The 21,893-nt window shown below is 44.4% G+C and carries 20 protein-coding genes and 2 pseudogenes; 7 read left to right on the top strand and 15 right to left on the bottom strand.

Going from position 1 to position 21,893, the window contains the following annotated elements; all coding sequences use genetic code 11:
• Positions 1-170: 170 nt before the first annotated feature.
• Positions 171-638 (top strand): DUF29 domain-containing protein, encoded by a 468-nt coding sequence (locus QT987_RS01005; RefSeq protein ID WP_333236497.1) that lies wholly within the window; start codon positions 171-173, stop codon positions 636-638.
• Positions 639-730: 92 nt separating this feature from the next.
• Here QT987_RS01005 and QT987_RS01000 read toward each other — a convergent pair whose 3' ends face one another.
• Positions 731-1,060, bottom strand: a complete 330-nt coding sequence (locus tag QT987_RS01000; protein WP_333236494.1) for a type II toxin-antitoxin system PemK/MazF family toxin — start codon at positions 1,058-1,060, stop codon at positions 731-733.
• Entirely contained in the window at positions 1,047-1,451 is a 405-nt protein-coding gene (locus QT987_RS00995) for a DUF2281 domain-containing protein (RefSeq protein ID WP_333236492.1), read from the bottom strand. Before QT987_RS00995 ends, QT987_RS01000 begins: the two co-directional genes overlap by 14 nt.
• A 471-nt stretch (positions 1,452-1,922) precedes the next feature.
• Between QT987_RS00995 and QT987_RS00990 the strand changes: the two genes are divergently transcribed.
• Positions 1,923-2,567, top strand: coding sequence for a peptidase M15 (locus QT987_RS00990; protein WP_333236490.1), 645 nt, complete (start codon positions 1,923-1,925; stop codon positions 2,565-2,567).
• Here QT987_RS00990 and QT987_RS00985 read toward each other — a convergent pair whose 3' ends face one another.
• On the bottom strand, positions 2,568-4,253 hold the full coding sequence (locus tag QT987_RS00985) for a DNA repair helicase XPB (RefSeq protein ID WP_333236488.1): 1,686 nt from the start codon (positions 4,251-4,253) through the stop codon (positions 2,568-2,570).
• A 211-nt stretch (positions 4,254-4,464) separates the two neighbouring features.
• A complete protein-coding gene (locus QT987_RS00980) occupies positions 4,465-6,330 on the bottom strand; it encodes a hypothetical protein (RefSeq protein ID WP_333236486.1) in 1,866 nt (621 codons plus the stop codon).
• A 373-nt stretch (positions 6,331-6,703) separates the two neighbouring features.
• On the opposite strand from QT987_RS00980, the gene QT987_RS00975 reads away from it, so the two are divergent.
• Complete coding sequence (locus QT987_RS00975) at positions 6,704-8,128, top strand: aspartate ammonia-lyase (RefSeq protein ID WP_333236484.1); 1,425 nt, start codon at positions 6,704-6,706, stop codon at positions 8,126-8,128.
• 172 nt (positions 8,129-8,300) lie between these two features.
• Positions 8,301-8,627, top strand: coding sequence for a hypothetical protein (locus QT987_RS00970; protein ID WP_333057269.1), 327 nt, complete (start codon positions 8,301-8,303; stop codon positions 8,625-8,627).
• Between the two features lie 1,031 nt (positions 8,628-9,658).
• On the opposite strand, the pseudogene QT987_RS29835 reads toward QT987_RS00970, so the two are convergent.
• Positions 9,659-9,823, bottom strand: a pseudogene (locus QT987_RS29835) (transposase); the annotation flags it as partial.
• A 276-nt stretch (positions 9,824-10,099) separates the two neighbouring features.
• Complete coding sequence (locus tag QT987_RS29830; protein ID WP_445299699.1) at positions 10,100-10,372, bottom strand: helix-turn-helix domain-containing protein; 273 nt, start codon at positions 10,370-10,372, stop codon at positions 10,100-10,102.
• Between the two features lie 573 nt (positions 10,373-10,945).
• On the opposite strand from QT987_RS29830, the gene QT987_RS00965 reads away from it, so the two are divergent.
• Both QT987_RS00965 and QT987_RS29825 read left to right on the top strand, forming a co-directional pair.
• The gene (locus tag QT987_RS00965; protein WP_333236482.1) at positions 10,946-11,215 is read left to right on the top strand and encodes a glycosyltransferase; all 270 of its coding nucleotides are present in this window, start codon (positions 10,946-10,948) and stop codon (positions 11,213-11,215) included.
• Between the two features lie 210 nt (positions 11,216-11,425).
• A complete protein-coding gene (locus tag QT987_RS29825) occupies positions 11,426-11,575 on the top strand; it encodes a glycosyltransferase (protein ID WP_445299364.1) in 150 nt (49 codons plus the stop codon).
• Between the two features lie 170 nt (positions 11,576-11,745).
• On the opposite strand, the gene QT987_RS00955 is transcribed toward QT987_RS29825, so the two are convergent.
• The 4 genes and pseudogenes from QT987_RS00955 to QT987_RS00940 all read right to left on the bottom strand — a co-directional run.
• On the bottom strand, positions 11,746-12,099 hold the full coding sequence (locus QT987_RS00955) for a DUF1257 domain-containing protein (protein WP_006635781.1): 354 nt from the start codon (positions 12,097-12,099) through the stop codon (positions 11,746-11,748).
• 130 nt (positions 12,100-12,229) lie between these two features.
• A complete protein-coding gene (gene ycf46 / locus QT987_RS00950) occupies positions 12,230-13,750 on the bottom strand; it encodes a stress-responsive protein Ycf46 (RefSeq protein ID WP_333057291.1) in 1,521 nt (506 codons plus the stop codon).
• A gap of 107 nt (positions 13,751-13,857) precedes the next feature.
• A complete protein-coding gene (locus tag QT987_RS00945) occupies positions 13,858-14,208 on the bottom strand; it encodes a hypothetical protein (RefSeq protein ID WP_006635783.1) in 351 nt (116 codons plus the stop codon).
• A gap of 672 nt (positions 14,209-14,880) precedes the next feature.
• A pseudogene (locus tag QT987_RS00940) lies at positions 14,881-15,917 on the bottom strand (IS5 family transposase); the annotation flags it as partial.
• Between QT987_RS00940 and QT987_RS00935 the strand changes: the two are divergent.
• Positions 15,916-16,185 carry a hypothetical protein gene (locus QT987_RS00935; RefSeq protein WP_333057266.1) on the top strand — a complete coding sequence of 90 codons (270 nt, stop codon included), beginning with the start codon at positions 15,916-15,918 and terminating at the stop codon, positions 16,183-16,185. The pseudogene QT987_RS00940 and the gene QT987_RS00935 overlap by 2 nt on opposite strands.
• Positions 16,186-16,252: 67 nt before the next feature.
• On the opposite strand, the gene QT987_RS00930 is transcribed toward QT987_RS00935, so the two are convergent.
• The 5 genes from QT987_RS00930 to QT987_RS00910 form a co-directional block, all read right to left on the bottom strand.
• Positions 16,253-17,098, bottom strand: a complete 846-nt coding sequence (locus QT987_RS00930; protein WP_333057265.1) for a WecB/TagA/CpsF family glycosyltransferase — start codon at positions 17,096-17,098, stop codon at positions 16,253-16,255.
• 78 nt (positions 17,099-17,176) lie between these two features.
• Positions 17,177-18,259 (bottom strand): NAD-dependent epimerase/dehydratase family protein, encoded by a 1,083-nt coding sequence (locus QT987_RS00925; protein WP_333236480.1) that lies wholly within the window; start codon positions 18,257-18,259, stop codon positions 17,177-17,179.
• 59 nt (positions 18,260-18,318) lie between these two features.
• The gene (locus QT987_RS00920; RefSeq protein ID WP_333236478.1) at positions 18,319-19,548 is read right to left on the bottom strand and encodes a glycosyltransferase; all 1,230 of its coding nucleotides are present in this window, start codon (positions 19,546-19,548) and stop codon (positions 18,319-18,321) included.
• Between the two features lie 106 nt (positions 19,549-19,654).
• Positions 19,655-20,815, bottom strand: a complete 1,161-nt coding sequence (locus QT987_RS00915) for a glycosyltransferase family 4 protein (RefSeq protein ID WP_333236476.1) — start codon at positions 20,813-20,815, stop codon at positions 19,655-19,657.
• Position 20,816: 1 nt separating this feature from the next.
• Positions 20,817-21,725: a glycosyltransferase family 2 protein gene (locus QT987_RS00910; protein WP_333057261.1), complete on the bottom strand. Its 909-nt coding sequence runs from the start codon at positions 21,723-21,725 to the stop codon at positions 20,817-20,819.
• Positions 21,726-21,893 lie beyond the last annotated feature (168 nt).

Here is a 21,893-nt window from a genome sequence, read left to right as displayed (position 1 = left end):
CGCTTTGCAGGATTGCTGGATTTTCTAGGATAACTCTAATCTATGCGGAAATGGTAAGTTTTATAAAGTTTTTATTAAGTATTGTTGGGCTGTTGGGGGATGGGAGAGGGGAGTTGAGGGGCGATCGGTATGATAAATTTAGGAATATAAGCAATTTCAAGGAAATAAGAATGCTGACTAAACAAGATTGGGACTGGTTAGCAGTGTGTTCTCATTATCAAACGGCTGTCACAGTCCAGACACTTCTCAAAGAAGGAAAATCTATGGAAGCAACGGCAGGTTTAGAATCTTTAATTGAAGCAATGGGAAGAACCGAAAAACGAGCAGTAAAAAGCCAGTTAATTCGTTTAATGCTTCATATTATTAAATGGAAATCTCAACCTGAAAAACGAACTGCTAGCTGGGCTATTAGTATTCGTTCGGCGCGGCGAGAGATTGAAGAAAGTCAAGAAGAAATGCCTAGTTTAAATCGTGATTTTATTGAGTCTATCTGGGATAAATGTTTTCAAGTTGCGGTGAAAGATGCCCAGGATGAAATGGGTAAAAAATGTCAATTAACCTCACTTGCTTGGTCAGAAGTTTTTGAAGATGAATATACTTTGTCGGATGGCGCTTTAGAAGATGGAAATTTTGAGTAAGGTGCGCGATCGCATTTTTTGGACTGACGCAGCCACCTGGTTTCTCAACCCAACCTGTTTACTGATCGGGACTTACGCAGAACCTTTATCTGTTAAAATTGAGGCTTAACGTACAAATCCCAGACTCGTTTCACTTCTGCTGCATCCGGTTGAGAAATTTGCCCGATTTTCGCTAGCAACAAAGACTTTTCTAAACAATCTAATCTAGACAAACGCACTGTTGAAGCAACACGCAAACCGCTGACAGACCAATCATTAAGAAATACATCAGTTTGGCTGCGGGGTTTTGCAGAGGTAACGACTGCTGCTACCACATCCTCGCCATCCAACCACAGTAAAAGTATGGGGCGTTTTTTAGAACCTGCGCCGCTTGTAAAGGGAATATTTGCTACCCAAAAATCACCAGGCTCAATAGTCGTCATAAAGTCCTTCGTCTTCGGGTGCGTAACCTTTCAAAAAAGCGTCGTGGCTGCGAGTAGTAGCTGGGTCAATTAAATACTCCTCGCCATCGAGTACAGAAAACTCGGTTAATTGGGCAGCGGTTAAATCTTGTTGGGTGGCGCTCTCCCTAGACAGTTCTAATATTTTAGGAGCTTCTAATATTCTCGTCAAAAATTCTCTAAACCATCGCTTGGGAGGTGTTGGTTCTGCTGCCGAAATACTAAAATCAGAAGGAGTATTTTGTAACAGTTTTACTTGTTGCGAGCGCTGTACTAAGAACTGCACAAAATCGAGAACTTCTTGTTGTTTTTCTGGCGGAAGAAGTCGCAAATATTGTAACAGTTTTCGTTCGATGTTAATAGTTTGTTTCATTGATTTTTCCTGCAGATTTGTTATATTTCTGCATTACCTACCTGTTTTATCAAGACTCTCAAAGGTGAGATATTTGTTGATTCTAGCCAGTTCAACAATATAACTGCTCGAAGTTCCTCACCTCTTTGGTTTTAATCGTTGAAAGTGGGCTGTTTTTTGGGGCAGAACAAACCCTACATACTTAAACCAGTCAGTAGCAAGTAATCAAAGATCGCTTTTTTAAGTGCGATGAGTAAGATGTTTGAGTCGGGTGGTGCGCCCTCGATCGAGAACAGGAGATTCCGACGGGGGTAAGAAGGGGTGGACAGACATGGGCAAGTTGCGGTATTTTTAGACTTTATCATGTATTGTACCGCAGATGCGGTAGAATTATCAGTTAGGTGGCTTCGCTTTTTGCGGCAACAATGCTTCTAAATTATCTGCCAGTGTTTAACATTAAGCTATTCACCTCTAATTGCTGGAGTTCAATCTATGAGAAAGCCACAAACTGTTAAAGCTTTGGAAGAGCTAGGACGGGTTCAACTCTCTAAGAGTTTTTTCATGCGTGAGTTTCTTTATTCAGAAATCTCTCAAATTGAAGGTATCCCTAACATTCCTAGCGATCCTGACTTGGCGATCAAAGCAGGAAAGAATTTGTGTGAGAGAGTGCTTGAACCAATTCAAGATGCGCTTGGTCGGATTAGTATCCGCTCAGCCTATCGTTCTTGTGCGGTGAACGCCAAAGGAGCAGAGAATAAAAATCAGTACGGCTGTGCCAGTAATGAGGACAACTATGCAGAACATATCTGGGACGTAAAAGATTCAGAGGGGTATATGGGAGCAACAGTATGTATTATTGTTACATCATTCATCCCTTACTATGAACGCACTCAAGATTGGACAGCATTGGCATGGTGGATACATGACCACATTGATGCTTATGCAGCAATGACCTTTTTCCCAAAGTATGCAGCATTCAACATTAGGTGGAGCGAGAATCCTAATGTTTCAAAAGAAATTGATAGCTACGTAAAAAACCCGCACACTGGTAAGAAGAGCGGGTATCTGACAAAGAAGGGGATGGATAATTTCTTAGGTTTGCATGAGCAGTTTTACCAAGAATTTATCGATCGCTAACTAACCATTGCCTTGAACTTCTATGCGATAGTTGTAGCCCTGTTCGGTGAGGAAGAGTTGGCGGTGTCGGGCAAAATCTTCCTCGCAAGTTTGTAGCGATACTAATGTATAAAAGCTGGCATTGTGTCCGTCGGGTTTGGGGCGGAGAATTCGTCCGAGGCGCTGCGCTTCTTCTTGGCGAGAACCATACTTTCCCGATACCTGAATCAACACATCGGCATCGGGTAAATCGACGGCAAAATTGCCCACACGAGATAGAATTAATCCGGGAATCTCTTTGTGACGGAATGCTTCGTATAACCGATCGCGCTCAGCCTGTTTCGTCTTCCCCGTAATCAGAGGCAATTCGGTAATTTTGGCGATCGCATCCAACTGTTCGAGATACTCACCGATAATTAAAATACGGTGTCCCGCCTCCTTTTGCAACAAACCTTGCACCACATCCAACTTACCCGGATTTTCCGCCGCAATCCGAAACTGGCTGCGGCGGGGCGCTAGGGCATATTCCATTTTTTCCGCCTCATTTTGGGCGACGCGGATTTCCGTACAATTGGCAGTGGCAATAAATCCCTGTCCTTCCAATTCGCGCCAAGGTACGTCATAGCGCTTTGGCCCAATCAAGGTGAATACATCGCCTTCTTTCCCGTCTTCGCGAATCAATGTCGCAGTTAAACCTAACCTGCGCCGTGCTTGTAATTCAGCGGTGATCCGAAATATCGGTGCAGGTAATAGATGGACTTCATCATAAATAATTAGTCCCCACGATTGGGCGTTAAATAACTCGAAATGCGGGAATTCATCATCTTTATTCGATCGATAACTTAGCATTTGGTAAGTCGATAGGGTGACAGCAGCCGTCTGTTTGGTGACACTGCTGTACTCAGCGATCGCATCCTCAGTTAAACTTGTTTTGTCTAATATTTCCCTGCGCCACTGGTGCACTGAAGTCAAACTGCTGGTGAGGATGAGTGTCTTTTGCTTTACCAAACTCATGGCTAACATCCCGACTATGGTTTTACCAGCCCCGCAGGGTAGGACGATCGTCCCACTGCCACCTTTTACGTCCCCATCCTGATAGAATGCTTCTGCGGCTTTGTGTTGATAAGCACGCAACTTAAAGGGCAAGTCCGCTAAAGTTCGATCGCGCAAAGAAATCCCTAATTCGGCACCCTCCACATATCCAGCCAAATCTTCTGCCGGATAGCCCACCGCTAGTAAAGCTTGCTTGAGTACGCCGCGATTCCCGGCATCGACTTGAAAGCAAAGATCCGAGATGCGCTTGCCCAACATTGGTTTAACCCGATCGTCCCGTACCAGCAATTCCGCTAGCGGCAAATCGGCAATTCGCAGTTGTAAATCGGGGCTAGCCGCATCGATTCTTTCAATTACAGTTAATCCATACCGCGCCCCCAACAGTTCAATTTCCTGCGCTACGGAGTCAGGAATGGGATACTTGGCATACTTCCGCAAAGCTGCGATCGCGTCTTCAACTGGCATTCCCGCCGCCCGTGCATTCCACACGCTGAGGGGCGTGATGCGATAGGTGTGGATGTGTTCGGGACTTTTGATTAATTCGGCAAAGGGGGCGATCGCTTCTCGCGCCTGTTGTGCTGTTGGGGCGTGAACTTCTAGTAAAATTGAGCGATCGCTTTGCACGATCAAAGCATTTTCGGGAACATAATTCATGGCTTGTTTCGATTGATAGATGAACCGCAGATCAGCGCAGATGGTTTTAACTGAGATATTGCACCATTCTCAATTAGCCTTTTGTGAACAGGCAAGATGCCTGTTCCACAAAGAGTTAATTTCTTGTGGAACAGGCATCTTGCCTGTTCCTGACAATGGTGCAAGATGTGAGTTTTAAGAGGTTTTTTGACTTTGGCAATTTTGTCTAATACTATTTATCCCGCTGGGGTAAGACGTAGCCGACTTGCCGCAGGGCGTTGCGAAACTTAGTTTCCTGGAATAATGGAACTGCTAAAGTGCGATCGCCCGCTAGCTGACAGAATTTTTTGGTACGGGAATCATTGGCAATCAACACGGCTAAATGGGCGTTTTTACATTCGATTAACTTGACAGTTCCTGCATCTTGCAAACTATTCGATCGTTCTGTAACATCCGTCAGAAATTGCTGTACGGTTTCGGGTAGCGGTTCGATACTTCTTGTCTCTAAAACTTCTTGAAATTCTGCTAGCGGGTATCCAGCTTCAATGGCGGTAAATAGCTTTTGTCGATCGAGTTGCCAGACGACATCTGAAACTTTTTTAGCATAGAGATCGAGGACGATCGCATCTGATGCCGCGATGCCTTCTCCTGCTACAACAATATCTAAATTTGGCAGTACGCGGAGTGTTTGACGAAACTCAATTGCTGGCGGGGTGTAATTGTTAGTCAATCCCAAACAGTAAGCCCCCAAAGCTGTCAAGCGAAAAGAGATTAAGCCGTCGTAGCGGCTGAGAAATCTCAAATCGTCGGTTCCCCAAAGATCGTCAAAATCGCTGGGTACGAGGGACGGATCGGCATAGGCAACATCAATTATTCCCAGGGTAGCAACATACTCAAACAACAGGCAGCGCATATATCTTTCTTGCAGAATATGCCAATCGTGACTGCCAGAATATCCTAAGTTACCATACCCAAATTCAGAAATATAGAGATTGTCGGGATCGCGCGTTACTTCAAACCGATTCCCCGTTGCCAACATATACCTGCTAAATTCGCTAAACAGAATCCATTTACCGACAGGACATTCTGCTAGCTTTGAGGCGATCGCCTCTCTCCGCCCCGCCACCGCTGTCATGCCACGCGCGCCCTTGCCGGTTTGTCCTTTAATTGCATCAATGCGGCGAAATTCATCAAAAGTGTTTGTTTTTAACCAGCGCTTCCATGCTGTCTGTAATGCTTTGGCAGGTGATTCTTGCAAAGCTTTCTGTCCCGCTTTGGTCAAAACTAGCTTTTTGCCCGATAGTTCGGCGAATTTGCTCGCTTGGGCGATCGCGGCCCAAGCAAAGGATTTGATATTACCAACCTCGTAGAATATATCGCCCTTTTCCAAGGTAGCTTGGCGCTGTTCGTCGTTATAAAAATCACCCCCTTGCAATACGGCGGCGATCGCTTTCAGAGTTGCGGCACCAGGTAATGCGGTTTTTTCGCTAACGGCAACTTTGCCCGACTGAATCAGACGCAAAACTGCCTCAAAATCCTTTGGGGCTGCCCGTTCCATTTCAAAAATTGTCAAAGGAAGTTCGTACTCGGATACCTCTATTTGAGATGTACGAAAGTTACGTTTTTCTACACGAACCATAAAATTATCTGGCAGTACATCACCAACCAGATTTAAGGAAATTCCTTGAGGTTTTGGCACAAACTTCAGCAAATTTCCTTCAAGATCGTAGGGTATCACAGTGCCGTAGAAGAACAAAGAGAGTAGGGAGGGTTCTCGGTTGTATCCATAGCGATCGCTTGTTCCCCAGTTTGGTTGTTGTCCGTATTTCGCCACAAATACATCCGCATCATAGCCACCACCTGACCCATGTATAACTTCCGCTACAGCCGCTTTTTGCAAATCGTCTAATTGCGCCCAAACTTGCTTGAGTTTTTGTCCCTGCATTTGCTCTTTAATCCCAGCAACCAGGTCAGCTTTGCGGGTTAATTTGCGATCGCCCGACAACAGTGCATTCAGCTTTTTTAAATCTTCAACAATTATTCCTTCGAGTGCCTCTTGGAGGGTAATAACATCATCTAGGGTTTGGTAACGCGGCATAATTTTTGGCAATTCGCGTGCTGCAAAATTGTTTGTGCTACCAACTATAACAACTTTCCCCGATTTGTAATTTGAATTTTTGTTACAAATATCGGGATTATGGTTGAATATTTATTGTTAAACAGGCAAATTTTATGTAATAAAGTACAAAATCATGCCAACTAAAAAACTCGGAGTTACACAACTCCTCTTCAAAAAGTTAGGGAAAAATCTTAATTTAAGATTTGAGCTTTGAGATTTAACTCGGAGTGTGAGATAATTATTTATAATCGTGACTTGTGTTTTACTGAACCTGCAGGCGCGGTAAAACAGCAGTGACAGTCAGCAGCGTTTAAAAAAAATCTCAATTCCCAATCATCACAAACAAAGCGATATGAGCGAACAGCCAACCATCAGCTACCGCACCGAAAGCGACTCTATGGGAGACAAACAAATCCCATCTAATGTCTATTATGGCATCCAAACTCTAAGAGCTATTGAAAATTTTCCGATCAGCGGCATTAAGCCTTTATCAACATACGTTGATGCTTGTGTTTTAATTAAGAAAGCAACGGCGATCGCCAATGGCGAACTCGGCTGCATTCCCCAAGACATCAGTCAAGCAATTGTCCAAGCAGCAGATGAAATCCTAGCTGGCAAATTGCGCGATCAATTTGTAGTTGATGTCTACCAAGCCGGGGCTGGAACTTCTCACCACATGAATGTTAATGAAGTTCTTTCAAACCGCGCTTTGGAAATTATGGGCGAGGAAAAAGGCAACTACAAGCGCGTCAGTCCTAACGATCATGTAAACTACGGTCAATCGACAAATGATGTGATTCCAACGGCGATTCGGATCGGCGGATTGTTGGCATTAGAAAAAACTCTGTTTCCGGCTTTGTCGGATGCCGTAGTCGCCCTAGAAAACAAAGCCGAAGAATTCAAAGATATTGTTAAATCCGGCCGCACTCACCTGCAAGATGCTGTGCCGGTTCGACTCGGCGATACCTTCGGCGCTTGGGCGCAAATTCTCAGAGAACATACCTTGAGAATTGACAGGGCATCCGATGATTTGACATCCCTGGGATTGGGGGGAAGTGCGGCCGGAACAGGCTTAAATACTCACCCTGAATACTGTCAAAAAGTTGCTGAAATTCTCTCCGAATTAATCGACCAACCCCTGAAACCAGCAAAGCATTTAATGGCCGCTATGCAGAGTATGGCACCGTTTGTAAATGTGTCCGGTGCGCTGCGAAATCTCGCTCAGGATTGCGTTAAAATCTCCCACGACTTGCGTTTGATGGACTCCGGGCCGAAAACGGGTTTGAAAGAAATTCAACTGCCTCCTGTGCAACCTGGTTCGTCCATTATGCCGGGGAAATACAATCCTGTGATGGCAGAAATGACATCGATGGTTTGTTTTCAAGTTATGGGTTACGATAGCGCGATCGCCCTGGCAGCCCAAGCGGGACAATTAGAATTAAACGTGATGATGCCCCTGATTGCCTACAATCTCATTCACAGCATCGAAATTTTGGGCAATACCATCAGCGCTTTGACTACACAATGCCTCGCCAAAATTGAAGCTAAGGGCGATCGGTGTCTCGCTTATGCTGAAGGTAGTCTCGCCCTCGTTACCGCCCTCAACACTCACATCGGCTATCTCAACGCCGCCGCCGTCGCCAAAGAATCTCTAGAAACCGGCAAATCTTTGCGGCAAATTGTGCTAGAACGGGGTTTAATGAGTGCAGAAGACTTGGCAAAAGTTCTAGATTTAGAGAAAATGAGTGCGATGCCAACATCTTCTGCTAACGTATAGGCGATCGCAGGAATCAGCTATAAACTAGAAGGCTGAACTCGATTTAATTCTGCCTTCAGTCTTCTGAGTTCTGCCTCAGCCCTGTCACAGGTTAAAGTTAAACAATTCAGAATTCAAATTTTTTAGATTTAATTCTGATTTTTTTATAGTCTAAAGTTGGGGAGCAAAATTTATGCGCGCAGGTTCTTTTGCCAAATTAACTCAAGATAAAGAGAACACAACTCAAGTGACATTTCATTATGTGGAAGGTCAGGCTGAAACTTTCACTATTCCGATACCTGCACAAGAACTACAAGAAGAACTGCTGAATTTGTTAAATCAACCTTGGTTGACTTTCCATTTAGCCGATCAAACGGTTTTTATCTGCACAGCCAGGGTGGTAAAAGTAGAAGTAAAACCTGCTATCCCTGAACTGCAAGGTCAAGGAATATTCTCTAACTCGCTGCGAGTTAGTACCATGCAGCGGGCTGCATCTGGTAGATTGCCGATGAATAGTTAGGGTTCATTTGTATTGAGATGATTCTTGATAACGCAGGCGCATATCACCCTGGTTAGGGTGTTCCGTGCCTGCGTTACATTGAGCTTAAGCTGAAGTGCATTGGGAGCATCTCAATGAAAGCAGGCAAGCTAGAAATTGGAGTTTTGAGGCAGGAGTTTTGAGGCAGGAGGGAAGAGGGAAGAGGAAGAAGGAAGGACCCAGAAGAAGTGTTTTTACAAATATGAGATGCTCCCAGTGCATTTAAATTGTATAGTCAAATTTAAAAAAAGTCTTGTGGGGAGTAGGGTTTGGCACTCTTAGCCCGCCCCAAAAATACAATTTAGATGCCCAACAGCTTAGACCTATTGTAAAATAATTTTATGATATAATGAAACATTTTGCTTGAGTTAATTGAATCCCAACTCGTAACTTATTTTCACTCTTGTCTTGCCATAGACAGGATAAGATGCTAGAAAGTTCTGTTGTCATTACACAATAAGTAAATCACGAAAAATCAATCTTATATAAATTTGCAATCTTGTCAATTTCCACGTTGATTTGGTATCAACATTCAAACCCTCAAAGCAATAGTTAACGCCAAGGGTGAACTTTGCTGTAGAAAATAATAAAGACAGAAGAGGACTTCGCACCATCCTAACTCTCGAAGAAGAGGTCTTAGTCGCCTTGGAATATTGGCAACAATATCGAACATATTTTGGTATTTTTTTTTGTAAAGGACAGAGAAAAACAATCGATCTTGTTATGCAATCCCCATTTTTTTTCTGACTTGTTGGTTATATTCGTGGATGACGTTCCAGATTGCCCCGATCTGATTTTATAGCTTTTTCGAGAATGATAATGTTTTTCTCACTAATATCAATTCACTATGAACCTGCACTTAATATAGCTTCAAGGATATAGTCCCAACCACAGAGAGATAAAACTTCTTCATTCGTGAGAGATTTGATAATTATATCTACCTGTTCTTTGAGTTTATCTAAACTCGAATATTTTTCCCACTTGAGGTCTTTTTTTGTATGTTCCCACAATCTTTAAATCGGATTCAATTCAGGACTATAGGCAGGTAAATATATTGGCATTACATGGTCATGCCAGTCTAATAAGAGAGCTTTATGAAAGCTACCATTCTCCATGATAATTAGATTGAAATAGTCTGAGTATTTTTCAGCAAATCCATGTAAAAACTCTTGAAAGCAGTTGTGATTGAGCTGAGAAAATTATTGATAATATTGTTCACCTGTTGATGGCTCTACAACTCCATACACATAGAAGTTTCCTCGCTTCCATTGCTCTTTCCCGACGGGTCTTATCCCCTTCAATGTAATCATCCTACCCTGCATAGTAATCAATCCAAATCTACTCTCGTCCTGACACCATATCCTTACAGGCTGTCCTGTCCCAAAATATTTAATCATTACTTTGATAATCTCCCACAGTTTTTTTTTTAGTTTGTCTGTGCAACTTCGTTCACCTTATTGCTTTGGGGTCTTGGGACGAGAGAGGTAATATTTTAATTTATAATGAACTAGGTCATGTACGACTTTATAGCTCACTTTGATTCCGCATTCTTTTTCTAGCCATATCTGTAATTTGCCATAACTTGTTTCCCCCTCTGGCTCTTGCAGTTTTTTGATTAATTTTTCTCTAACTTCGGGCGGTATATGTGGAGTCTTACCGGGAGCTTTTTTTACTGTGAGTAATGAGGTAATTCCACCTTGTTTGTAAGCTCTTAACCAACGATATATTGTTGATTCGTCTCGAGCGGTGCATCGTGGCTAATTCTTCTCTTGTTTTGATTTTTTTGGTGGCAATTCAGTATAATAGCAGTAATTTTTCTTTACTTACTGCGGTTATAGCCCGTTCGAGTCGATGCTCTAGTTCCTCAACCGTTTCCTGGATTTCTACCTTAAATTTGTTGCCCATATTGCATCTCCTCTACTTTTAGCCTACATGAGCGTGTACCTTCATAGTGAATTGGTATTAATACAAAGTGGTATAATTATAACGTGATTAAGAATAACCATCTACGTGTTGAAATAATTTAATAAGGTGAAACTCCTTTCTTTGGTTCGTCTCAGCTTGACTGTAGCCTGACCAAACAAGCAATAGTGAATTATTGAGCGTACCTATCTGGCGTTGTGATGGACTCTGAAAGCATAAACAAACAAACAAAGTATACGCAAGGCTTGGATTTGTCCAATCGCTGAGTGGGTAGAGGTGCATTGATAACGCCTTTGAAAGTCCCTTTGTGGTCTTAATCAAGAATCCCCCCGATTCATCGGTGGGGAGTATCAATTTTCCCCCCTCAATCCGCCTATGTGCCAGTTGATGGTGCCGAATGTGGGTTGGAAATCATCGGTGATGGGCAAATCCGAGGGGAACTCGAAGCTCAAACAGCTCGCTTCGGCATCGACAGCAGCGTTGTATTTAGTGGCTGGCTGTCTCAGGGGGAGTGCGCTCTCAAAATGCAACAAGCTCATGCAATTGTTTTCCCCAGTGTGCGGGAATGCGGCGGGGCAGTGGTGATGGAGGCAATGGCAGTGGGCTTACCCGTCATAGCAACGAACTGGGGCTGCCCGGCAGATTAGGAATGAGAATTAAATAACTTACAATGCGTGATGGTTCTTGTGGGATGGGCGTCCCGCCCGTCCAGAAAGGGCGGGCTATAAGCCCAACCCCTACTCCCCACTTTCAAGAGTGTAAATTATTTAATTCGCGATCCTTATCTGAATTCCACTTGCGGTATTTTAGTAGAACCCACTTCCAGAGAAGGCTTTGTCAAGGGACTGACAGATGCGATGCTCAAGCTCGCTCAGTCACCAGAATTGCGGCAGAGTATGGGTTGTGCGGGACGGGAACGAGTCCGGCAGTATTTTGATTGGGAACGCAAAGTCGATCGAATACTTGAAATTTATCAACAAACGATCGACGATTGCCCCAAGCATTAGGTAGCCGAGCATTAAAGCATAAAGCAGCTGCTTTCAGGTTGAAAGCAGCTGCTTGGGGGTGCTAAAAAAGTATGTGGCGGCCCCAAGACCCCCCTCTACCTCCTAGCGATCTAAAAACGGGTTAACCCGTTTGTTTGGTTAACCCGCGAGCTTGGAAACATGCAGATCAATTAGTTTTGCACTACCAGCTTAACGTTGGCATTTTGCAAACCGCGCTGCTTGACTGCTGCCAAGGTCTTGTTAACTGCGTACTTCTGGTTGATAGAGTTGATTAACTCTGTTTGATTGTGTTTTTTGGCGACGCCCCAGAGGTCGGCAATCAGGTCAAAAGAACCATCGCTATTGCGAGACCAACCCAGGTCATATTCGCCTTCGAGAATCGCCACGATGTCGGAGCGAACGCGCTGACCGTTATAGCCACGAACATCAGCTTCTGACTTGACTGAAATGCCCAAGTCGCGCAGGGAAGCTTTCAGGATTTCGGCATCGGTGATTTTGGTACGCAGTGTGCTAAAGTGAGACATTGGATTTCCTCCTAATACAACTGAGAGAGAAACAACAACGGTCTGGATTTAACGGTGCCGCTTGGCGGCTCTTGAATCGAACTGCTAGCTGTTGCTAGCCTTTGCTCCTGTTTGGACCAGGAGAAAGCTTTTAGAATTCCATTCGCTGATATTCAGCGACGGAAGACGCAGCGGGCCGTGCACGCTGTCTAGCCCAATCTCGCAGGGCGGTGACCTGTTCGGTCATTGTTTTAGACAGTGGCATTGTGGATTTAATGGCCGCGATGATGTCTAGCTGCGTAAACTCTCGATCTTGAGCGAAGGCTTCGTACATTGCGGCTACTAGCGCTTGCTCAATCTCTGCACCTGAAAAGCCCTCGGAAACATTGGAAAGTTGCTCTAAATCGAAGCGAGTAATTTCCCGACGGCGCTTTGACAGGTGAATCTTAAATATATCTTGGCGTTCTTCTTTGGTAGGCAGATCAACAAAGAAGAGTTCGTCGAATCTGCCTTTCCTCAAGAATTCTCCCGGCAACCGCTCGATTCGGTTGGCTGTTGCCATTACGAAGACTGGGGAAGTCTTTTCTTGCATCCAAGTGAGGAACGAACCGAAAATCCGGCTGGAGGTGCCTCCGTCTGAGTCGGCCGAACCAGTGCCTCCTGCAAACGCTTTGTCTAGTTCGTCGATGAAGAGGAGGGCTGGAGAGATGGATTCTGCGGTTTTGAGGGCATTGCGGAGGTTGGCTTCCGATCGACCCACCATCGAGCCGTCGTAGACTCTACCCATATCTAGCCTCAGCAGGGGCAGTCCCCAGAGGCGGGAGGTGGTCTTAGCAATCAGCGATTTTCCGCATCCCGGTACGCCGAGAATTAACATCCCTTTTGGTTGGGGCAGACCGTATTCTCTAGCCCTTTCTGTAAAGGCGTTGGAACGCTGTCTCAGCCACCGCTTCAGCTCTTCTAAACCGCCGACTGCATCCAGGGTTTCGTCTTCTTCAATGAACTCTAGAATGCCGTTGCGCCGAATTAATTGCTTTTTCTCCGAAAGAACTATGTCTACTTCTTCTTCTGTGAGGCGCCCAGTCGAAACTTGGGCTTTGCGATAAACTTTTTCAGCTTCGTCCTTGGTCAATCCCAAGGCTGCTTTTAAAAGTTTTTCTCGCCCTTCTGTGGTAATGCGTCGCGATTTCGTTTGCTCCAACTGACCAGATAATACTTGGTTTAGTTCCTTCATGTCGGGCAACGCGAAGTCTAATACCACTACTTCCTTTTCTAGCTCGATCGGAATTTGCTGCAAAGGAGACATCAGTATAATTGTCTTTTGCGTTCCTTTGAAGTGGGCGATCGCATCGCGCAACCACCTCGTTACCGGAGGAGAATCTATAAAAGGATGCAAATCTTTGAAAATGTAGATGCTAGCGTTACTGTTGGGTTCTCGCTGCCTGATCACCCATTCAATTGCTGCCTCTGGCGAGACGGTGTTGTGTTGGGTGGTGGTGCGGGGTTGACCATACTCCACAATGCCGTGAGTTACAGTCCAGATAAATACTCGTCGCTGTGGTTTTGCTTGAGCTATTGTCGAAATTGCTTGCTCACACCGCTCTTCCTCGGATGTCACGAGGTAGATCAGAGGATATTGAGCTTGGATTAGAATACTGATCTCTTCTTGCATATTCCTCGACCCACTAGAGACGGTGCTATCTTTGCTGAATCTCAATGCTGCCATTAGCCCTCTTACTGAAATGTTCAGTTTTAGCTTTTTGGGGAAGCAAGGCATTCTTAGCAGGGAACCAATTCTTCCTCTCCCGGTTTTGCCGTGCTGGCACTGACGCCCGACACCTGCTTTACTGGAAGATCCTGTTCAGCCAATACGCTCGGCTGACTTGTTACGGATGCCAGTTCTCCATCTCGCATTACTACTGAACCCGTGCATTCTGGACAGTTGTATACCCGATGGGTTTGTCCGTAGGAGGCTTCTACTTCGTCAACCAGTTCGGGATTTCCTAGGTAGAAGACAATTGCCCTTTCTGCAATTGATGACATCGGTTCAGTTTCGACTGCGGCTCGGATTTTGAGCTGGCGATGCAGTTCTGGTGGAAGATACAATGTAACTTTTTGCTTTTCTTGCATAGGACAGTGAATTGACTTACCCGGGTATGTATATCAGATTAGCCGCTTAATTCTTTGCTGTCAAGCCTCTATGCTGCTTTAGCGTCATCTTGTAATATTTCGTTACATTTGAGGTAATTCTGGGGCAGTTAACAACGAAAAACTTAGGGGTGTAGCTGATGAGGCCGAGGTGCAGCGGCAGGTATGGGTAGCGTCAAGGACGATCGACCAACTATAAATATGAACAATAGATATATAGGAGTAGGGCCAACAAATTCTTTGAGTCGCCATCTGGGGTAAGGTGCGCCATCAGCGCCCAGCCCGCTCATGAGTGCGCCGTCATTACTGACAAGTTAAGCTAAAACCCACATTCCGCAGATGTGATGATATTACTGGTATTTTTCAAAAATCAAAGCCATCAAACTTTTTTTAGTCTAACTTTTTTAACTTTAATTTATATTTTTTATGAAAATTAAGTAGTCAAGCAAAATTAATTACATAATTATCTCCAAATTCTTTAACAATAGTCCGGACAGTTTTTGGAACTATACTACAAGCTTACGCGGGGCAAGGAGCATAAAAAAGTCGAATTAAATGTAAGTCAGGGGTGGAGCTGACATTGATTTAATTATCCACAGTGGCTCAAAGTCAAGCGAGCATAAGCCATTGGGCCAAAAACTGTCCGAACTATTGTTTTAAGTCTCCTGATTCGTTAAAATTATCCCAGCTCATCCGATCTAAGAATACATACCCTTCAAAGCAACTAGCTGATAGTTTGGCTCGCCTCTCTACGCTTTTTCCGGCTTTTCCTCTGACTATCGGACGGATGTGGGGTTGGCTTAAACTTACTATTCTATCCTCAATACTCTGTTTATTATTATCAAATAACCATTGCTGTTGGCGATAGACATCTGTAAGGACTAGCAAGGTTTTATTTTGCTTTTTGTTCAGGCATTCTATGGTCGCACCTGCATCGATTAGCTGTTGAATATGAGGTAGATTTCTTTTAATATATTGGAGCTGTTTTTTTAGTGCCTGTTTTCTTTTGTTTCGGGTGGGCTGTCTTTGTTTAGCTACTGCTAAGTAGTCTTTTCTTGCTAGATTACGGTAGGTTCTTGGTTTTTTACTGGTTTGATATTTGATCTGTTTATACAGGATGTCTATAATTTTTTCGGTATGAACTCTGGCTTTGTTTAATAGTCCTAAGTCGGTCGGATAGGTAATGTCGGCTGGGGCACAGGTAGCATCTATGATTAATTTTCCGCGATTGGGTGACTCATTTTTGGCGTCCGAATCCTTTTTTTTTATGGTTTAACTGGGGTGATGGAGCGGATTTTTTCAACCATTCGTTCGTTAAGTTTATTAATTAGATTCTGGCTAATTCGTTGCCGAAAATGAACTAATAGAGAGGGGTCAAAGGGTAGCTCGTTACTGTAGCTTGATTGACCAATAAAGTATTGTAGATAGGAGTTTTCCCTAATCTGTTCTACTCTTGGACGATCGCTAATTCCCAGTTTTTTTTTAATGATTAATACTCCCAACGCCATCCGAAAAGATTTGGCTGGTGCACCATGCGCTGTCGGGAAGTTAGCCGCATATTCTGATTCAAATTCATCCCACGGGATTATTTGGGCCATTTTTACCCAACGGTTGAGGGCTGACAATTTACATCCGTTGGTTAGTTCAAAGTCTAAGGGTTGGAGGGGAGCAAGCTCAGCTTTTCTGTACATGATCGCAGGTGGCTATGCACGGGTTTTGACCTATTTTACCTGTTTATCACGGCGACTTTACTCTCGCTCGCGCGATCGAAACCTTTCGCCACGCAATATGCGATCGATTATTCAGCAAGCCCTAATATATTCAGATCATCTCAGTGGGATGTTAAGAACTCGCGATTTGGATAGCGAACTCTTAACCTCCCACTATAATTCCGATGTCAGCGGATTTGATAGAAGTTTTTTTGAACAGGCGATCGCACTTGCACCTCAAAACGATTAGTTACGATGTGTTTGCTTTTTTAGCTTTTACTTGTGATCGCCCATAATTCACCAGAAACGTTTAAATTTCAACCATATAATACTTCTTCTACAGGCGGCGTGGCGTCTGTGGGGTCGAACTGTTTGATTTTCAAAGCTTGTAGCAAAAACAACCAGATATAAAGTGGATTCAAAAAAACATACCGCTGCCAAAGCCGCCGAGGTTCCTTCATCATCCGAAACAGCCATTCCAAACCTATTTTAGATAAAAAGTCAGGAGATTTAGCCAAATTACCCGCATGAAAATCGTAAGCAGCACCTACAGCAATCAACGGCATTGATAAGTCGTCCCGGTATTCGTAAGCCCAGACTTCTTGCCGGGGACACCCCAAGCCGACAAAGGTAATTGCTGCACCGCTGTTGCGAATTTGCTGTGCAATTTCTTGTTTCTCTTGGGGCGAAACGTGCCTAAATTTAGAAGGCTGAGTTCCAGCAATAATTAACTTGGGAAAACGCTGGCAGAGATTGTGAGATAAAGCTTCCAGTACAGAAGCTTGAGATCCGTACAAATAGATAGGTAATCCTTCTTCTGCCGCACGTTCGCAGATTTGTAACATCGCATTCGGCCCGCAAACTCGATCGGGCAATTCCGTATGGTAGAGCCAATTTAACGCCCACCTGACCGGCTGTCCGTCTGGCAATACTAAGTCCATGTGATTAATCCGATAACGATGAGTGCTGTCGAGAACCCCAGTCATTACCCCGTGAACCGCGAGAGCAGAAACTGACATTGGTTTTCCGGCGCTGGCTGCAGCAATAATTTTGCTAACAGCCGCTTCATAATTAACCGCATTTACTAATATGCCCAGTACATTCTTTTTCCCTTTATCAATCATGGAGCACCTCTTTAAGTCAACGCTCGCGGTTACACTCATAAATCTCCCCTAAGATTTGTTTAACCTTGTATTCTTCAATCGTTTACCGAAATTCCCAGCACATTCTTTTTGCCCCGCTCAATCATTAGAATCCTCTCTCAGCCAACGATCGCGGTTACATTCATAAATCTCCTGTAGGATTTGTTTAACGTTATATTTCATTTTCCAGTTGGGATAGTGACTGGAAAATTTGGAATTGTCGCTAATCCACCAAATGTGATCGCCAATGCGATTCCCTTCAGCATAAGTCCAATTAAACTTGCGTTCCGCAATTGCCTCGCACATCTGGATAGCTTCTAACATCGAACAATTGCTGTACCTGCCTCCTCCTGTATTATAAACTTGGGCGCTTTTGGGAGCTTGATAAAATTCATAAAATGCCGAAATTAAATCCGCGCTATGAATGTTATCGCGAACTTGCTTGCCTTTGTAGCCAAACACTGTGTAAGGAGTTCCCGTGACAGCACACTTCATCAAGTAGGCGAGGAAGCCGTGCAATTGAGCTCCAGAGTGATTTGGACCCGTCAAACAGCCGCCGCGAAAACAAGCGGTGTTCATATTAAAATATCGACCGTATTCTTGGACTAAAACGTCAGCAGCTACCTTAGAAGCACCAAACAAACTGTGTAGGCACTGATCGATGGACATATCTTCCCGAATGCCACTTTCGTAAGTATGGCCAGGTTCAATTTCCCACCTGTGTTCTAATTCAATTAAAGGCAAACTGTTAGGCGTATCGCCGTATACTTTATTGGTAGAAGTGAAAATGAAAACCGCTTTAGGACAGTACAAGCGAGTTACTTCTAGAAGATTGAGAGTGCCGTTGGCATTGACGGTAAAGTCTATTTTCGGAGCACGGGAAGCCCAATCATGGCTGGGCTGGGCTGCTGTGTGAATGACTAATTCGATCGACTCTCCGTACCGCTGAAAGATATTGGTAATCGCTTCATAGTCGCGAATGTCCACATCTAAGTGATAATACTTGGTACCCAAGGACTTTTCGAGCAGTTGGCGGTTCCAGTTTGTAGAACCATCAGCACCAAAAAAGAACTGGCGCATATTATTGTCGATCCCAACTATATCTAAGCCTTGTTTGGCAAAGAACTGACACGCCTCAGAGCCAATTAAACCCGCCGAGCCAGTAATGATTGCAACGCCCACGTTTCACCGCCTGAAAAAATATAGTTTTCTTTGTTTTGCCCGATCGAATAAATCAGAAGTTATCCTGATTTTCCGTCGAATACATCTTCGCACAATTGGGCAAAGAATTTACCTTTGATATTCCAATCATAGATTTCCCTGACGCGCGTTTGACCCGATCGACCCAAGCGATCTCGCAATTCACGATCTAGGGCTAAAGACACTATAGCTTCTGCTAGACCTTGCACAGTGCGATCGGGGTCAGTAGCAGCCACTTTAATCCCCGTTTGAGCCGTCACTTGAGTAGCCGGGCCCCCCAAATCCAAACAAATTGTGGGACGACCAACCCCCATCATTTCCGTGCACACAAAACCACCAGAGTCATGCAAACTCGGATGGAGGAGAACGTGAGACTCCCCCATTTTAGAAAGAGTTTCAGTGCGAGATAAAGTTCCCCAAAAAAATACTTTATTTGCTAGTCCCAATTCTGTTGCCAAAGCTTCCAAACGCTGCCTTTCCGGCCCGTCTCCCACAATCCAGTATTCCGATTGTTCCAGCTTCGCCTCCGCAAATGCACGGAGTCCCAAGTGCACCCCTTTCCAATGTAAGAGACGACCAACACTGATGAATCTAATTGGTTGCTCCGGCGGGGTAGGAAATTTCTCTAGTTCTTGAATTTCCTGCTGCGATAAACCGACTTGCGAGAAAATCTTCACGTTTTTTGCTTTGAGAAATCGCAGTCTGGCTGCGGTTTCTTCCGTAGTCGCCAGCGCCACGGCACTGCGGCGCGCCGTCAGACCCACAAACGGATCGCGTTCTCCTACGCTTTGAGCCAATGCCCGCAGCGTTTCGTAAATTTTCCCCCGGCGACTAAAATCTTGCCAAAAAGGCTTTGGTGCTGCCTCTGCACCCCCCACAGGCCCCCAAATAAAAGGATGCGGCAACAGCGCCAGGAAACTGGGAGACCAATGTTTGACATAAGTCACGTGATGTACTATGTCAAAACCAATTTCGCGATCGAGCTTCCGAGCGATAAAATAAGCCCAGATTTGCCACAGATAGTAGTGAAGTTGCAGCAATCCTTGTTTCCCCTTCCAATCTTCGCTCCACCCAAACGGATCAAAATAAACAAAGTGCAGGTTGGGCACTGGGTTCCGCTCTAGTTCTGCTTCAATGTACGATCGACAAAACGTGCGAGTAAATACCCAACTTTCGTGATGTTTAGCAGATTGGATAACAGTATTCCATCCTACTCCCTCTTCGGAGCCGAGATTCGGTTCGCAAGCAAACGCAGATAATAAAACTTTCATGGCTAATTGGTAATTGCTAAGTGGTAATTGCTAATTGGTAATTTTTCCCTCTTCCCTCTTCCCTCCCTCCGTTAAATCCTTTAAAAAATCCTTTGCCGAACTTGCTTCACCTATTCTCCATCAAAAAAGATGTAACTTCGACGTAAGCCTTAGCTGCTGTTTCAGGCGTTTTTTGAGAAATTATCTGTCGTGAACGCTCTCCCATCGACTCAATCAAATTAGGAGCATCTAGAAAAAATTGCATTTTCTCCGCTAACTCTTTCGCACTGCTAGGGTCGAAAATATAACCGTTCTCGCCTGACATAATTAACTCACAGGAAGCTGCACCATTTGAACACAACACTGGTTTCCCGAACACCATCGCTTCGGGTACAACCATACCCCAGACATCCTCAAAAGTAGGAAACACAAAAATATCAGCTTGCTGAAAATAAGCACCTAAATTTCCATATTCTACCCATCCCGCCCACGTTACTTGCTCTTCAAAATCGCACTGTTTAATAAATGCTTCCAGTTCTTCCCGCTGATCTCCCTTGCCAATAATCAACAGTGAATAATCAACATAACCTTGATTTTTAAGAATAGCGCAAGCTTCTAAAAGCGTTTTAATTCCCTTTCTAGCCGTGATGCGCCCTACATACAGAAAAATCGGGCGTTTCAACTGCAAGTTTTGGGGCTGAGTCTGATCCAATCGTTTCAGCAAAGCTCCCGCATCAGGTACGAGATAGGTTCTGGTAAAAATTTTATCCTCCGGTACGTTTAGAACTTCCATCAGATATTTTTTACCCGCATTGCTATTGGCAACAAAAGCATCGGCAAACTGCACAAGGATGCGGCGCACAAATGTCCTAAAACTGGAATCTCGAAAGTCTGTATTTGGGGAACTACCATCGTAAATAATCGCAACTTTCCACCTCAGTAGCGGTTTTAAAAACGCAACAATTACAGTCCACAAAGAGAAAGCTTGGGGAAAGACCACATGAGGTCTAAATTTTAGCAAATAGCCGATAATACTAGGCGATACTACAATGAATCCGCGATCGTATCCTGTTTCTATCTTTTCCGTCTCGACAAATTTAGTCTCCCCTACCAACTGAATTGCCGATGCTCCCGGCAGGGTCGGATCGAACCCAGACCAAACACGACCAGTATAAAATACAGTATTCTTAAAAATTTTCGTAAATTCCCTCAAAACAGGCTGCCAGTAAGCTCCCAGTTCCACTTCCGGGACAAGCCAAGCAATGCGGAGTTCATTTCTATCAACCATCCTATTCACCTTGAGTTTTGTTTTTAGTCAATCCCAGTTTACTCAACACTGAAAGCCAAACTAACCTGCGATAAGGTAGCAGCCAATAAATTGGCCACAACCAGCCACCATGCCGCTGAGTAAATACTTTCCACTCTTGAGCCGGTTGCAGGGTAGTATCTTTGAATGATAAACCTTTCGGTTTGCTCATTTTATCCAATCCTTCACTTAAATTATCAGCAGCCGTTTTGATCACTTGGGGGTTGAGAGAACAAGTGCCTAAATAGCCAGGAGAAATCCAAACTGTACATCCTTTCTGTCTGGCTCGTAAACCATAATCCCAATCGCCAATATAATGGACAAAAGCCGGATCGAGGTTGCCGACCTTTTGCACAACACTGCGGGGAATTAATACGCAGTTGCCGTGCATAGTATCGCACATCTGAGGCTCTTTTGTTGGTTCGAGGATACCATATCGGAAGGGGTGCAAAGGGTTATTTCGCACCACACCTCCGTATGTTGTTTGACCCGTTTCGGGGTCGCAGGTAGAACCGCCAATGATGGCTTTTGTTTCTCCTTTTTCTGATAATTTTTGAGTTGTTTCTAGCAATACACTTACGGTGTCTCGATAAATAAGAGTGTCATCATTTAACCATAGGTAGTAGTCGGGATCATCTTTCATTGCTTCGGTAAAAGCCCCACGCATTCCCCCGTTCCAAAATAAGTTACCATCGCCGGAAAAAATATTGACTTGAGGATAGATTTGACGAACTGCCTCGCTGGTGCCATCGGTACTGGCGTCATCGACTAGATAGGCTAAAATATCAACATCGGCTGGAAGTGCCTGCTTAAAAAGAGCATCTAAGCAAGCTAATGTTTTCTCTTTGCGGTTGAAGCAAGTTAAAAGGGCGGCGATTTTAGTACGGTTCATTATTCCCAATTTTGCTGCTTTTAACGATAGGTAAGGCTAAAAGTAACAGTGTTTTATTTTACCACTCGCTCGGCGGTTGCAACCGTCGCTACAAAAATGAAAGTATGGCTTACGCAGTCGCTCCCCCCCCCTTTTCACAATGGGGCTTTAAGAGTTCCCCACTTGGGC

The organism is Microcoleus sp. SVA1B4, assembly GCF_036700545.1.
Lineage (GTDB): Bacteria > Cyanobacteriota > Cyanobacteriia > Cyanobacteriales > Microcoleaceae > Microcoleus.
The sequence above is the reverse complement of the archived record's forward strand: the minus strand, read 5'-3'. Positions and strand labels throughout refer to the sequence as shown.